Source organism: Variovorax brevis (assembly GCF_030317105.1).
Classification (GTDB): Bacteria; Pseudomonadota; Gammaproteobacteria; order Burkholderiales; family Burkholderiaceae_C; genus Variovorax; species Variovorax brevis.
On the sequence record NZ_JASZYG010000034.1, the window covers coordinates 20,493 to 33,830 of the forward strand.

Annotated in this window: 11 protein-coding genes and 1 pseudogene; 8 read left to right on the top strand and 4 right to left on the bottom strand. The window is 61.9% G+C overall.

Translation table 11 applies throughout. The features are described from left to right. Positions 1-39: 39 nt before the first annotated feature. Genes QTI66_RS37275 through QTI66_RS37285 form a run of 3 tightly spaced genes read left to right on the top strand, consistent with a single transcriptional unit; the run spans position 40 to position 3,532 of the window. Entirely contained in the window at positions 40-1,407 is a 1,368-nt protein-coding gene (locus tag QTI66_RS37275) for an MFS transporter (RefSeq protein ID WP_286565409.1), read from the top strand. Positions 1,408-1,467: 60 nt separating this feature from the next. After that, positions 1,468-2,538, top strand: coding sequence for an aromatic ring-hydroxylating dioxygenase subunit alpha (locus QTI66_RS37280; RefSeq protein ID WP_286565410.1), 1,071 nt, complete (start codon positions 1,468-1,470; stop codon positions 2,536-2,538). Between the two features lie 28 nt (positions 2,539-2,566). Further along, the gene (locus QTI66_RS37285) at positions 2,567-3,532 is read left to right on the top strand and encodes a PDR/VanB family oxidoreductase (RefSeq protein ID WP_286565411.1); all 966 of its coding nucleotides are present in this window, start codon (positions 2,567-2,569) and stop codon (positions 3,530-3,532) included. Positions 3,533-3,936: 404 nt separating this feature from the next. Here the strand turns inward: QTI66_RS37285 and QTI66_RS37290 are convergent, their stop codons facing one another. Both QTI66_RS37290 and QTI66_RS37295 read right to left on the bottom strand, forming a co-directional pair. Next, entirely contained in the window at positions 3,937-4,971 is a 1,035-nt protein-coding gene (locus tag QTI66_RS37290) for an IS630 family transposase (RefSeq protein WP_286565412.1), read from the bottom strand. 67 nt (positions 4,972-5,038) lie between these two features. Continuing rightward, positions 5,039-6,314 (bottom strand): annotated as a pseudogene (locus tag QTI66_RS37295) (transposase); the annotation flags it as partial. Positions 6,315-6,695: 381 nt separating this feature from the next. On the opposite strand from QTI66_RS37295, the gene QTI66_RS37300 reads away from it, so the two are divergent. After that, the gene (locus QTI66_RS37300; RefSeq protein ID WP_286565413.1) at positions 6,696-7,166 is read left to right on the top strand and encodes a hypothetical protein; all 471 of its coding nucleotides are present in this window, start codon (positions 6,696-6,698) and stop codon (positions 7,164-7,166) included. Between the two features lie 116 nt (positions 7,167-7,282). On the opposite strand, the gene QTI66_RS37305 is transcribed toward QTI66_RS37300, so the two are convergent. Continuing rightward, the gene (locus QTI66_RS37305; RefSeq protein ID WP_286565414.1) at positions 7,283-7,657 is read right to left on the bottom strand and encodes a response regulator transcription factor; all 375 of its coding nucleotides are present in this window, start codon (positions 7,655-7,657) and stop codon (positions 7,283-7,285) included. Positions 7,658-7,959: 302 nt separating this feature from the next. On the opposite strand from QTI66_RS37305, the gene QTI66_RS37310 reads away from it, so the two are divergent. Beyond that, the gene (locus QTI66_RS37310; protein ID WP_286565415.1) at positions 7,960-8,445 is read left to right on the top strand and encodes an SRPBCC family protein; all 486 of its coding nucleotides are present in this window, start codon (positions 7,960-7,962) and stop codon (positions 8,443-8,445) included. A gap of 318 nt (positions 8,446-8,763) precedes the next feature. Here QTI66_RS37310 and QTI66_RS37315 read toward each other — a convergent pair whose 3' ends face one another. After that, positions 8,764-9,162 carry a hypothetical protein gene (locus QTI66_RS37315; protein WP_286565416.1) on the bottom strand — a complete coding sequence of 133 codons (399 nt, stop codon included), beginning with the start codon at positions 9,160-9,162 and terminating at the stop codon, positions 8,764-8,766. A gap of 326 nt (positions 9,163-9,488) precedes the next feature. Between QTI66_RS37315 and QTI66_RS37320 the strand changes: the two genes are divergently transcribed. The 3 genes from QTI66_RS37320 to QTI66_RS37330 are packed head-to-tail and all read left to right on the top strand — an operon-like array spanning position 9,489 to position 12,978. Beyond that, the gene (locus tag QTI66_RS37320) at positions 9,489-9,767 is read left to right on the top strand and encodes a hypothetical protein (protein ID WP_286565417.1); all 279 of its coding nucleotides are present in this window, start codon (positions 9,489-9,491) and stop codon (positions 9,765-9,767) included. 12 nt (positions 9,768-9,779) lie between these two features. Then, on the top strand, positions 9,780-11,282 hold the full coding sequence (locus tag QTI66_RS37325; RefSeq protein ID WP_286565418.1) for an ATPase domain-containing protein: 1,503 nt from the start codon (positions 9,780-9,782) through the stop codon (positions 11,280-11,282). 4 nt (positions 11,283-11,286) lie between these two features. Further along, positions 11,287-12,978, top strand: a complete 1,692-nt coding sequence (locus tag QTI66_RS37330; RefSeq protein WP_286565419.1) for a response regulator — start codon at positions 11,287-11,289, stop codon at positions 12,976-12,978. Positions 12,979-13,338 lie beyond the last annotated feature (360 nt).

The window sequence follows — 13,338 nt, forward strand, 5'->3', positions numbered from 1 at the left end:
GCGGCGCCTGGGGCGTCAGTGCCGCAAGGAGACAAACTAATGAATCCCTCTTCGAAGGGCGCCGACCTGCGCCGGGCCATCGACGAAGGTGCGATGACGCCGTTCCAGTGGGCGGCCATCGCCGCCTGCATCATGCTGATCATGCTCGACGGTTTCGACGTGTTGGTCATGGCGTTTACCGCCGCTTCGATCTCCGCCGAGTGGAAGTTGAGCGGTGCCGAGCTCGGCGTGCTCTTCAGCGCTGGCCTTTTCGGCATGGCCGCGGGTTCGCTTTTCCTCGCGCCGTGGGCCGATCACTTCGGCCGCCAGCCGATCATCCTGCTTTGCCTGGTCTTGATTGCGCTGGGCATGCTGGCCTCGGGCTTCGCAGCCAGCAGTTGGCAGCTTGGGGCTCTGCGCGCGATCACGGGCGTGGGCATTGGCGGCATGCTGGCCAGCGTGGGCGTGATCACTGCCGAATATTCGTCCAACCACTGGCGCAGCACCGCGGTGGCGTTGCAGGCAACCGGCTATCCGATCGGCGCGACCATCGGCGGCAGCATCGCAGCGGTGCTGCTGGCGAATTACGGTTGGCGCTCGGTGTTCATCTTCGGCGGAGTTGCCACTGCGGCCATGATCCCCGTAGTCATCTGGCGGCTGCCGGAGTCCTTCGACTTCCTGATCACCCGGCAGCCCCGCGGCGCCCTGCAAAAGCTCAACAAGCTGTTGGCCAAGATGAAGCGACCGGCATTGACGCAGTTGCCGACGATGCCCGAGGGGAACGTGGCTCTGACGGGGAGGAACAGTTTCTCGGCGTTGTTCGCGTCGGGCATGCTGGCGCAGACGCTGCTGATCTGGGGTGCGTTCTTCCTGCTCATGTTCAGTTTCTACTTTGCCTTGAGTTGGACGCCCAAGCTGCTGGTGCAGGCAGGCCTGTCCGCACAGCAGGGCATTACGGGCGGCGTGTTGCTGAACGTCGGCGGCATCGTGGGCGGCAGCGTCTTCGGCATGCTGGCTGCGCGGATGAACCTGGGCACGCTGACCGCTTCGAGCATGGTGCTGACCGCGGTTGCGATGGCCGCATTCGGCTACTTCACGTCGAGCCTGACGGTGGCCTTCGCGATCGCCTTCGGTATCGGCACCTTCATCTTCGGTTCGATGGCCGGCCTCTACGCCTTTGCGCCGGTGGTGTACCCGGCCGCGATGCGCAGCACGGGCATGGGCTGGGCCATCGGCATCGGCCGCATCGGCGCGATCCTTGCGCCGTTGACGGCCGGAGTCCTCCTTGACAAGGGCTGGACCCCGGCGAACCTGTACTACGCGTTCGCATTGCCGCTGCTCGCCGCGATGCTCACCGTCCTGGCGCTGCGCGCACGCGTGGGCGGCGCCGCAGACGCAGGCGCGGAACGCCTGGCTGCCGCTCACTGATCACGACCCCGTGCGCCACCTATTGGCGCACAACCTACCACGATGAAAGAAGGAGTTCCAATGTTCCCGAAAAACGCCTGGTATGTCGCGTGCATGCCCGATGAAATCGACGACAAGCCCCTGGGCCGCAAGGTCTGCAACGAATCGATCGTGTTCTACCGTGGCCCCGACAACAAGGCTGCCGCGCTAGAGGATTTTTGTCCGCACCGCGGCGCCCCGCTTTCTCTCGGACGCGTCGTCGAAGGCAAGTTGGTCTGCGGCTACCACGGCCTTGAGATGGGCTGCGACGGCAAGACGGTGGCGATGCCTGGACAGCGGGTGCGAGGTTTTCCGGCTATCCGTAAGTACCCGGTTGTTGAGCGACAGGGCTTCATTTGGGTGTGGCCCGGCGACCCCGCCCAAGCCGACGAGGCCCAGCTTCATCATCTCGAGTGGGCTGAAAACCCCGAGTGGGCCTATGGCGGGGGGCTGTTCCACATCAACTGTGACTACCGCTTGATGATCGACAACTTGATGGATTTGACGCACGAGACCTATGTCCATGCGACAAGTATCGGCCAGCCCGAGATTGACGAGACGCCGACCAAGACAGTCACCGAAGGCGACATGGTCTCGACCGAGCGTCATATGGAAAACATCATGGCGCCGCCGTTCTGGCGTATGGCCCTTCGCGGAAATCATCTGGCTGACGACGTGCCGGTCGACCGCTGGCAGATCTGCCGGTTCTCTCCGCCAAGCCACGTACTCATTGAAGTCGGCGTGGCGCACGCGGGCCACGGCGGCTACAGCGCCGACCCGAAGGTCAAAGCCTCGAGCATCGTTGTGGACTTCATCACACCTGAAACAGAGACCTCGATCTGGTACTTCTGGGGCATGGCTCGCAACTTCAATCCGCATGACAAGGCACTCACGGCCAACATCCGGGAGGGGCAGGGCAAGATCTTCTCGGAAGATCTCGAGATGCTCGAGCGTCAGCAGGCGAACCTGCTCGCGCATCCCGAGCGGCAATTGCTGAAACTTAATATCGACTCGGGCGGCGTGCAGGCACGCCGAGTGCTCGACCGCATATTGGCTGCCGAGCAAAACGCCGGCTCAGCGGTATCCGCCAGCGCGCCAGCCGCTTTGGCGTGACTTAACCATTTTCCTCGCGAGGTGTCAATTGAATGCTGCAGAACTGCGAGTGCGCGTCGAGCGCAAGACGACCGAGGCGATCGGGATCGCGAGTTTCGAATTGGTGAGTGAGGATGGCCGCGCGCTGCCCGCCTTCTCCGCGGGCTCGCACATTGACGTGCAAGTGCCCGGAGGCCTGACACGCCAGTATTCGCTATGCAACGATCCGGGCGAGTCGCATCGCTACATGATCGGCGTGCTGCGCGACGCGGGTTCGCGAGGCGGCTCCCGCGCGATGCACGACGACGTAGCCGAGGGCGACCTGCTTCACATCAGCGCGCCAAAGAACCACTTTCCGCTTACGCACGGCGCGTCGCACAGTATCCTGCTGGCTGGTGGCATCGGTGTCACGCCGATCCTGTGCATGGCCGAGCGACTGGCGGTGACGGGTGCGCCCTTTGAGATGCACTACGCCGTACGTTCACCCGATCGCGCCGCCTTCCGCGAGCGAATCGAACGCTCGAGCTTCGCGCCGCAAGTAGCTTTTCATTTCGACGACGGTGCGGAGGCGCAGAAACTGCGAATTGACGAGCTGGTTGCGCAGCGCCGTCCGGGCGTGCACCTTTATGTCTGCGGCCCCAAGGGTTTCATGGATTGGGTATTGGCTACGGCCCGAGCTGCGGGCTGGACCGAAGACCAGCTGCACTACGAGTTCTTCGGCGCCGACATCGTGAAGTCCGAGAGCGACGACACATTCCAGGTCAAGCTCGCCAGCTCCGGCCGTGTTGTCGTGGTGCCAAAAGACCAGACCGTGGTTCAAGCACTTGCCGCCGCCGGGATCGAGGTCGCCACCTCGTGCGAGCAAGGCGTGTGCGGCACCTGCCTGACGCGCGTCCTGGAAGGCGAACCCGACCACAAGGACTTGTACTTGACGCCAGAGGAGCAGGCGGAAAATGACCAGTTCACACCCTGCTGTTCGCGCTCCAAATCCCCGATGCTCGTGCTGGACCTCTGAGTGGGAACTCGGCGAAAGCGAACTCGACTGGGGGCGGCGCGAGGCCCAAGGTGCTTGGAGGCGACTTTCCCCTTTTCCCTCGAGCCGAGGTCGTCACCGCCGATGTCTGCAACGTAGCACATAGTCATCACTGAAGTCCGTGGTCCTAAAGACCGGTTGTGGCCAATTCTGTTGAAAAACTCGCCTCGAACACTGGCCCGCCCGCGATACGTGGCATTGGCCCTTTTGGTTTCGAGATGGTCATCAGCATCGACTGTCGCGAAGCTCCTTGCCGTCTTGAACTCCATTTCTTGTACGCTTGGCATCAATCGCTTTGCCATGCGTCTCAGGTTCTGAGCGGTTGCCGGCAACAAGAATTTCATGTGCTCCGCTCAATCCTCGTAGACGCAGCCGGTCGAGTTTACTCAGCAGTCAGAAATATAGGCGACAGAAGGCGTTTGGAAGAATGATCGGACAAGTCTGCGATTCTTCTGCATGTCGCGCAGCTGCTGGTCGATGCGGATCTCGAGCTTCTCCCCCGCTCGCAACGGATTGCGCGCCACGCCGGTGCGCTTGACGTGACTCCACACCAGCTCGTCCGGGTTCAGCTCCGGTGCGTAGCCCGGCAGGATGTGCATGCTCAGCTGGCCGCCGGTGGACTCGATGTACTCGCGCACGTTGGCTTTCTTGTGCGCCGGCAGTCCGTCGACCACCAGGTACACCGGCTTGCTGCGACCCTTCATCATCTTCTTGAGCAATTCGATGAACAGTTCGGCATTCAACGCACCCTGGTAAGTCGCGAACCAGAAGCCGCCTCTGGCGTTGACAGCCGAGGCCGCTGAGACCGACTGGCGTTGGCCGGGCCGCTCGATGACGGGGGTCTTGCCCTTGGGCGCCCAGGTCTTGCCGTGCACGGTGTCGGCGCGAAATCCCGATTCGTCCCAGAAGTAGACTTCGCCCCCGCTGTGCTTGGCAGCCGCAGCGATGCCGGGGTAGGTTTCACGCTGCCAGCGCTCGATGGCTTGAGGATCGCGCTGGTAGGCCCGCTGTAGCGGCTTCTGGGGGGTCAGCCCGAGCTTGGCCAGCAATGCACCGACGGCCGTCGCCCCCATCTTCGCGCCGAACTTCTGCTCGATCAGCGCCGCGACAATGGCGCGTGTCCACAGCCCGAAGTCAAGTCCGTACTGGCGCGGGTCGCGTCCATTGATCCAACGAAACACCTGGCGCTCCTGTGCGGCACTCAGCGTACGCGGTCGGCCGGTGCCGCGCGTGCCGCGCAATGCCTTGAGGCCTTTGCCTCGACCCGACGAGGCCTGGAGCCATTTGTAGATCGTGGTGCGGCTGAAGCCGTAGGCGGCGATCACCGCAGAAGGCTTCTCGCCATCGCGAACTCGCTCCACCGCCATCAGGCGAATTTCTTCGAGCGTCTTGTGATCCAGCGTGCGGCCATCTCGCTTCATGCGCTATTGGATCATCAATTCGATTGCAGTGGGGGACTTTTGTAGCCTAAATTATCGACTACTGAGTAAGAATGCGCTTGAGGTGCGCAAAGAGCATCTCGACTTTCTTTCGATCGCGCCGCGACTGCTTGTACTGCGGCGTGTCGGCGAGCTCGCGGGCTAAATCCCGTGATCGCTCATGCACGCTGCGGGCGATCCTTCGGCTGAGCATGTTGGGACAGCACTGTTGCTTCATCGGGCATCCGGCGCAGTCATGCTGACTCGCGCTGTAGAGGATCGTTCCGGCCTTGGTGATGCGGTCGCGCGGCTTGGTGAATTTGCGCCGATCGCTGAGTAGCGCGTGGCCTTGCGGGCAGCGGTATTCGTTGCTTGCTCATTCCAGCGGAACTCACTGCTCGACAGCGTACCGTCTTTGCGTTCGCTCTTGTCCAACACGGGTACATGCGGCGCGATGCCCTTGTCTTCGACCATCCACCCGAGCATCGGGCCTGTTCCGTACGCTGTATCGCCAACCAGGCGTCGTGGCTTCATGCCGAAGCGTTCCTCCACGCGATCAATCATCGTTTTGGTCGAGTTCACTTCGGACGTCCGGTGTGCGGGTGTTGCTTCGACATCCATGATGATTCCTGCCTGAAGATCGATCAGGTAGTTTGTTGAGTAGGCGTAGAAGGCGGGGCCACCTGGGGCGGCAGTCCATTGCGCTGCAGGGTCGGTCAGCGAGATGTTCTTCTCCGAAGTCGGGGCACCCGGCGGGTCATTGGAATCGTCGTCTGTTGGATTGCTCTCTTCCAGGGCGGCAAGGTATTCGCGTACAGCGCGGCTCGGCCCATCGCCCTTGCTCCACTCGGAGGTGTCCGCTCCAACGCCACCGCGACCTCGTTTGGCGTCGCCTTGATGATGCTGGCATCCACCGCAAATCCTTCACCTCGTACAAGGCCTTCGCTCATGCAGCGCCGCAGCACGCTCTCGAAGACTTGGCGCAATGCGTCGCTATCGCGGAAGCGCCCGTGCCGATTCTTGGAGAACGTCGAATGGTCGGGAACTGCGTCCTCAAAGCCAAGCCGACAGAACCATCGATAGGCCAAGTTCAAGTGGACCTCTTCGCAGAGCCGACGCTCGGAACGAATTCCAAAGCAGTAGCCCACGATCAACATGCGCATCATCAGTTCGGGATCGATCGATGGCCGCCCGGTGTGACTATAGAAAGGCGCGAGGTGTTGGCGCAAGTCGCTGAGATCGAAGACCCGATCGATACCCCTCAACCGGTGACTTTGCGGAACATGATCATCAAGGTTGAACGAGTAGAAGAGCTTGTCTTGTACGCCACCTTGATGACCCATCATGTCGATGCACTCCTCGATGAGATGCAACCAACATAGTCGAGACGGGTTGAATTTCCAGGGAGTTTTTCAACAGAATTGGCCAAGACCGGCCAGTCAGCCGCGCCGCAGAACTCGCCTGATAGCGGACATTCGCGGCCTGCTCGCAACGGCTTGAGTGCGGGCCCCGCATGCGTCACCGGAAGCGCGTTCTGCACAAGCTGGCTGCACATCGGTTCATGGGCTGCTGCACCGAGACCAGACGGATTGCCGGATGCGGAAATGGTCGGCGGGCGGAACAGGCCCGGTGGTTCACCGAATCTCACATGTACCGGCACAACCAGGTCTCGGGTACCTCATCGCGGCTACGATGACGGCTGTACGAGCTTCGACATGGAGACGCCCATGAAAGCCTTCCACCTGCTCTTGCTGCCGCCGGTCCTGGCTCTGCTGCTGGCCGCTTGCGCCAGCGACCCGTCCCGCCTGGCCATCGGCTCTACGCGCGCCCAGGCCCTGCAGCAGTTGGGCAAGCCGACCGCCACCTACCCGCTGCCCGATGGCGGCGAGCGCTTGCAGTATTCAACCGAGCCATATGGACACGACGTCAACAACGTCGATCTGAACGCGGCCGGGCAAGTGGTGGCCGTGCGTTCCGAACTCGCCGCGCCGTTGGTCAACAACCCGATCCAGATCGGCAAATGGCGCGAGGCAGACATCCTGCGCACCTATGGCAAGCCCTTTCAAGTGACGCGTGTTGAATCCTTCGACGGCGCGATCTGGAGCTGGCATATACAGCAGAACTACTTGCCGTATCTGTTTTACGTCTACTTCGATCCGGCCGGCGTGGTGGTGCGCTACTCCGTCAGCCCTCAATGACGCAGATCGGGCGCTGAGCACGCAGGCGGCGCCGCCACGTAGCGAATAAGCTCGTCCGGCGCTGGACTGAGAGGGGTGAGCCACGCCGCCTCGAACAGAGGACTGATGAAACGCCTTCAGGCGCGGTCCCTCCGCAAGGCTTGGCCGATTGCGTCCAGGAATTGCTGCTGTGAATAGGGCTTCTCCGGGAAGTCCACCGCTCCATTTTTGATGGCATGGAAAGCCGTTGGAACGTCCACGTTACCGCTGATGAACACGATCGGCAGGTCAACTCCCATGTCCTGCAGTCGCTTCTGCAACGCCCGCCCGTTCATCCCGGGCATATGCAGGTCCAAGACCAGGCAGCCCTTCCAAGTTGCGTCGAAGGCCGCCAAAAACTCGATCGCCGAACTGAAGGCCGTCGCTACGAGCCCGACGGAATTGATCAGCTCGCAAGCGACATCTCGACAAGCCTCGTCGTCGTCAATGATGAATATAGTGGGTTCATCCACGGTCGTGCCCTCTCAGCCCCGCAGCGGAGACAAGGGTCTTCGAGGACAGACAGATTCGCCCTTCGAGCCCAAACAGAACTTACTGCCGCACGGACACTTTCGATATAGCCCATTGGTGCGGAGTGACGTCGCTCCGTTGCTCGAACGCTACAACGCCTCAGGCCACTCTTCAGGGGGCCGCAGTGCGGATTTCTACGTACGTGTACGCCTCGTGGACGTCCGGATTGCACTGTCGCGCGCGGAGACCGATGCTGTCGGCTTGAGACGCATCATGGCTTTGCAACCAACACTGGAGCCGCACCATGCACTTCGATTGCCACCCCGTGGACAGCTCGTTCTTCGACACGGCGCCAATGCGCTTCCGGCACGAGGTCGATTTGGACGCGGCCCCGGCCAAGGTGTTTGCGATCTTTGATGACGAAAACTCGTGGCCCAAGTGGTTCAAAGCCATCCACAAGGTTGAGTGGACAAGTCCGAGGCCGCATGGCGTCGGCGCGACCCGAACCGTCAAGATGGCAACGGCCACCATATTCGAGCACTTCTTCTGCTGGGAGCAGGATCGCCGTTGCTCGTTCTACCTGACAGGTATGTCTATGCCGCTGGCCAACGCGTTGGCCGAGGACTACCTGCTGGAGGAAGTGGCGCCCGGCAAGACGCATTTCACCTACCGCGTCGCGATCGAGCCGCGTTTGCCGGTTGAGGCGGGAGGTCCGCTGGCAGACCTGTATTTCGACCATATGTTCAAGAGCGCGTGCGAGCACCTGCAAACCTATGTCCGTGAAGTCTGAACCCCGGCGAACGACGCTGGTGCAAGCTTTCCGTGCGACGCGAATCGCATCGATGGTGCGGGGCAAGCCGGGCAAGCCGGGCAAGCCGGAAATGTCGCGTTAGAGCGGCTGCTTTCGAGCGTCGAATCAGATGAGCTAGAAGTCGGCTCAGGGCCCAACAAAGACATACGTGGCGAGCCCGGCCGTGCTCTCGTCGCTGACAATCTGGCACTGAGGTCCAACGCTATTGGTTGTGGCGCGCCCGCCTTCAATTCATAGCGCCTTGGACTGCGGCAGACGACGCTAAACCGCCCCCATGTCGGCACGACGAGCCGCCATCTACAGGCCAGCAATAGATCTCAAACGCTGCGCCGCCTTCGAGTAGAAGTGCAACGCAAAGCCAACTTTGCTGGCGAGGAGTGCTTGCAAGTCCACGGGGCTGATCGACGTGAAAACCGCCTTATTGGCCGCCGGTTGCGCCTCGGCGTTTTCATAGGCACGAACGACTTCTCTCAGCCGCTCGCACTCGCGCTCGAGCGAAGCGACCCAGGCGCGCGCGTGCCGGGCTTCGTTGAAGGCCTGCTCGTGCAGCGCCGACATGCCCCAGCGGCTCTCGAACCACAGCGCGAGCTGGACCGGGCGCGGCGCGTGGCCGGCGGCGATGTAGCGCTGCAGGGTGCGCAGGCTCACGCCAAGGTGGCGCGCAATCTTCTTGCGGGGCTCGACCTGGTCGGCCAACAAGAAGGCCACCGGCGGCAGGCGCGCCCCCGACGGACAAAGAAATCCCATGGCAACCTCCTGGCGCAGAACCTCCTGACGCGAGCGGCTGCCACCGCGCCGCGCCGCACGGAGCCATGTCAACTTGTCGCGCGGCTGCGCGGCCCTGCCCTGCCCTCCCCTCCCCTGCCTTGGCGGGCCTGGCTTTTCAGGCGGGAGGGGATGAAATGAACATAACCCCGAAAAAGCTCACCACACAGACGCCTGCGGGGAGCAAAGTTGGATGTCGCAATCCACCCGAGACGGGAACCGATGCAACGTCCTGCTGAGATGACTGGAGATTTGAGGTGGGCGCCCGTCGAATGGAACGGTGGCCGGCATGTACGACCGGCCAGAAGCCGATTCGCATCGCATCGCTGACCCGCCGCATCGCGAAGAACGGCGCGATGCTTCACCAGGCGACGTTGGAGCGCGTCCACTCGCTGGGGGCGGACCATGAGCCGGCCGAAGGCGTCGGCGGTGACGCCCCACATTCACCTCAGAAATTTGCCTACAAAATTGCGCGTGCGGCGACGCTCGCGGTCAACGAGCCTTTTCTACTAGATTTCGGGGCGTTTGTTAACTGACCTTAAATCCCCATGAGTGTCCGTTCGCCCTCGCAACTGTCGCTTCCTGAGTCCACTGGTGTCCCCGGCCTCGACGAGGTATTGGCCGGCGGACTGCCTGCCGGTCACCTCTACCTCGTTGAAGGAACCCCAGGCGCCGGAAAAACGACCTTGGGTCTTCAATTTCTGCTTAAAGGAAGAGCCGTTGGCCAGCAGGGCCTGTACGTCACCTTATCCGAAACATCCGACGAACTGGCCCAAGGGGCAGCGTCCCACGGGTGGGATCTGAAGGGCGTCGAGATCTTCGATCTGCTGAGCGACGAAGGCTTGAGCGCGGAAGCCGAACAGAGCATCCTGCACCCCTCCGACTTCGAACTCGGCGAGACCATTCGCGGCATCATGGCGCTGGTGGAACGCGTGCGGCCGCAGCGCGTGGTGTTCGACAGTCTCTCGGAGATGCGGCTGCTGTCCCAGAGCCCGTTGCGATATCGCCGGCAGATTCTGGCGCTCAAGCGCTTCTTCCATACGCAACGGTGCACGGTGCTGATGCTCGACGACCAGTCGGGCGGCGCAGGCGACATGCACCTGTACAGCATTGCGCACGGGGTGATCCACCTTGAACAGAACACCGGCACCTACGGCCCCGACAAGCGCCGCCTGCGCGTGGTGAAATTGCGCGGCGTGCATTTTCGCGAGGGCGAGCACGACTTCAGCCTGGATCGGGGCGGGCTGCAGGTGTTCACGCGACTGGTGGCGAAGGAGCACGGCCGGGCGCACGCGAGCGAACCCGTGAGCTCCGGCAACACCGCACTCGACCGGCTGCTGGGCGGCGGCCTGGTCCCCGGCAGCAACTTCCTGTTTGCGGGTCCCGCCGGCGTGGGCAAGACCACGACCGCCGTGTGCTGTGCGCGTGCCGCCATGGATCGGGGCCGCAAGGCGGCCTTTTTTCTGTTCGACGAAGGCGTCAAGACCCTGATTTTTCGCTCGCGCGCTCTCGGACTTGACATCGAACGCTACATCACCGAAGGACAACTGGCTCTGCACGTTATCGACCCGGCCGAGATTTCTGCCGGCCAGTTCTCGCACCGTGTCCGCGATGCGGTCGAGCGGCAGGGTGCAACGACGGTGGTGATCGATACGCTCAACGCCTACCTGATCGCCATGCCGGGCAGCAACTACCTGCTGCTGCAGATGCATGAGCTGCTCACCTACCTCAATCTGCAGGGCGTCACAACCATCATGGTGCTGTCCCAGCATGGCTTGTCCGGCGATGTGCCGAATGACGTTGACCTGAGCTACCTGAGCGATTCGATGCTGCAGTTTCGCTACTTCGAAGCCCGTGGCCAGCTTCTCAAGGCGATGTCGGTGGTCAAAAGCCGCACCAGCGCGCACGCTTCGACAATTCATCAGTTCCGGCTCGGCCCGGGGGGTCTGGAGGTCGGGGAAGCGCTCACGGATTTCGAAGGTGTCATGGCGGGCGTCCCGCGCTATCGCGGCATGACCGCGCTACTCGGCGGCGATGCGGAACAGGCGTAAGAGCGTGGAAAACCAGATACTGATCCTGGCTCCGTTCGGGCGGGACGCTCTGGTCATCAGCGAGGTCCTCGGCACGCGGCAGGTCGACGTCCACATCTGCCACGATGGCCATGCACTCTGCGAGCTCCTGGACGACTCGGCCGCGACAATCCTCACCGAAGAGACTCTTGACGATGGGCTCGTCGAACAGCTGCGCACATTGCTCGGGCGCCAGCCACCGTGGTCCGATTACCCGTTCGTCGTCCTGGCTGCGCGGCAGACCGTGCGTCGAACGGACCGTGCGAGGTCCGCGCTGCAAGATCTCGCGAATCTTGTACTGCTTGAGCGTCCCGTCAATCCTGACACGTTGGCCAGTGCCGCGCAATCAGCACTTCGGGCCCGGCAGCGCCAGTACCTCACGCGCAAGCACCTTGCTGAATTGCACGCGTCCAAGCTCAGCGTCGAGCAACTCAACAACCAACTGGAAACCCGTATCTCCGAGCGCACCGCTGACCTTGCCAGCGCGAACGATCGACTGATGCACGAGATCATGGAGCGCGAACGCGTTGAAAACTCCCTCGTCCAGAATCAGAAGTTGGAAGCGCTGGGCCGCCTGACCGGTGGCATTGCGCATGACTTCAACAACCTGCTGCACGTCGTCAACCTGAACCTTCAATTGATTGAACGCGTGAAGGCCAAGGACGACCGGGTGCGCGACTGCGCGCGCCGGGCCAAGGAAGCCGTGGACCGCGGATCGCGCCTGACGGGGCAGTTGCTTTCCTTTGCACGCACGCAAAGCCTGGTGCCCAAGCTGCACGACGCCAACGCGCTGATCCGCAACATGGCGGAACTGATCTCGATCTCGGTTGGGGCGCACGTCAAGTTGTCCCTTGCGTTGTCTTGCGCACCGGCCTTTATCATCGCTGATGCAGCGCAGATGGAAATGGCCATCCTCAATCTCTCGGTCAATTCTCGCGATGCCATGCCGCAGGGCGGCGTCTTGGAGATTCATACGACCATCGCATCGGCAGCACAGAGCGGTAGCGCCGAACCAGCGTATCCCCTCGGTTCAATCTGCGTCGCAGTGCGTGACACCGGGGAAGGAATTGCAGACAACCTGCTGGACAAGATCTTCGATCCTTTTTTCACGACCAAACAGCATGCCGGCACCGGGCTCGGTCTGAGCCAGGTCTACGGTTTCACGCGGCAGTCGGGCGGAAACGTTGAGGTTCAAAGCGAGGTCGGTGCGGGAACGACTGTCAGCCTGCGCTTTCCACTCGCGCCTGCGCCGGACAATGCCGGCACACAGGCCTTGATTGCGGCACAAGAACCCGCTATGGCAGTTCAAGCGGAGATTCTTGTGGTGGAAGATGATCCCGGCGTGCGCCGCAGCATGGTCGAGTCCCTTCAGGTTCTGGGCTTTCGGGTGCGCCAGGCAGCGGATGGCGCTGCAGGCTTGGTCGAACTGGAAAAGGCCAGGCCGGACCTGCTGCTGGTCGACTACCTGATGCCGCGCATGAACGGCGCAGAGCTGATCGCTCATGCGCGCGCGATGTACGAAGACATTCCAATATTGCTTGTCACGGGCTATGCGGACATGAATAGCGTCGAGCGCCTCATTGGTCCCCAGTCGGTGCTAGCCAAGCCATTCGATCTTGACACGCTGCGCAAAGCCGTGTCTGCAGAACTCTTGCGTAGAAACTTGCCAAGGCCTTAGCAGGATGGCCGGGAGAATGCGATCAACACAACACGCTGGCACGTCCGGCGGGTGTCATCCAATTACGTGTGTAGTCGTATCTTTCCTGCAGATTGACACGGCAGCCTAAGATTTCCCCTGTGAAATCAACACTCGAGTGGCGCTGACCGACGACTGCAGGCCCGAGTCGCTAACGGCAATCTCCAGATAGCGCAATCCAAGGACTGAGTTTGCGGCTTGATCACACTCGGACGAATGGGCTGCGTTCACCCTAAAAACGGCAGTTGCACCGCGCCAATGCTGCGGGAATTCAGCAGTGGCGCGGGGATTGGCTGATTTGGCAGACTCACCCGATGGGTGAAGCCAAACGCAAACGTCAAG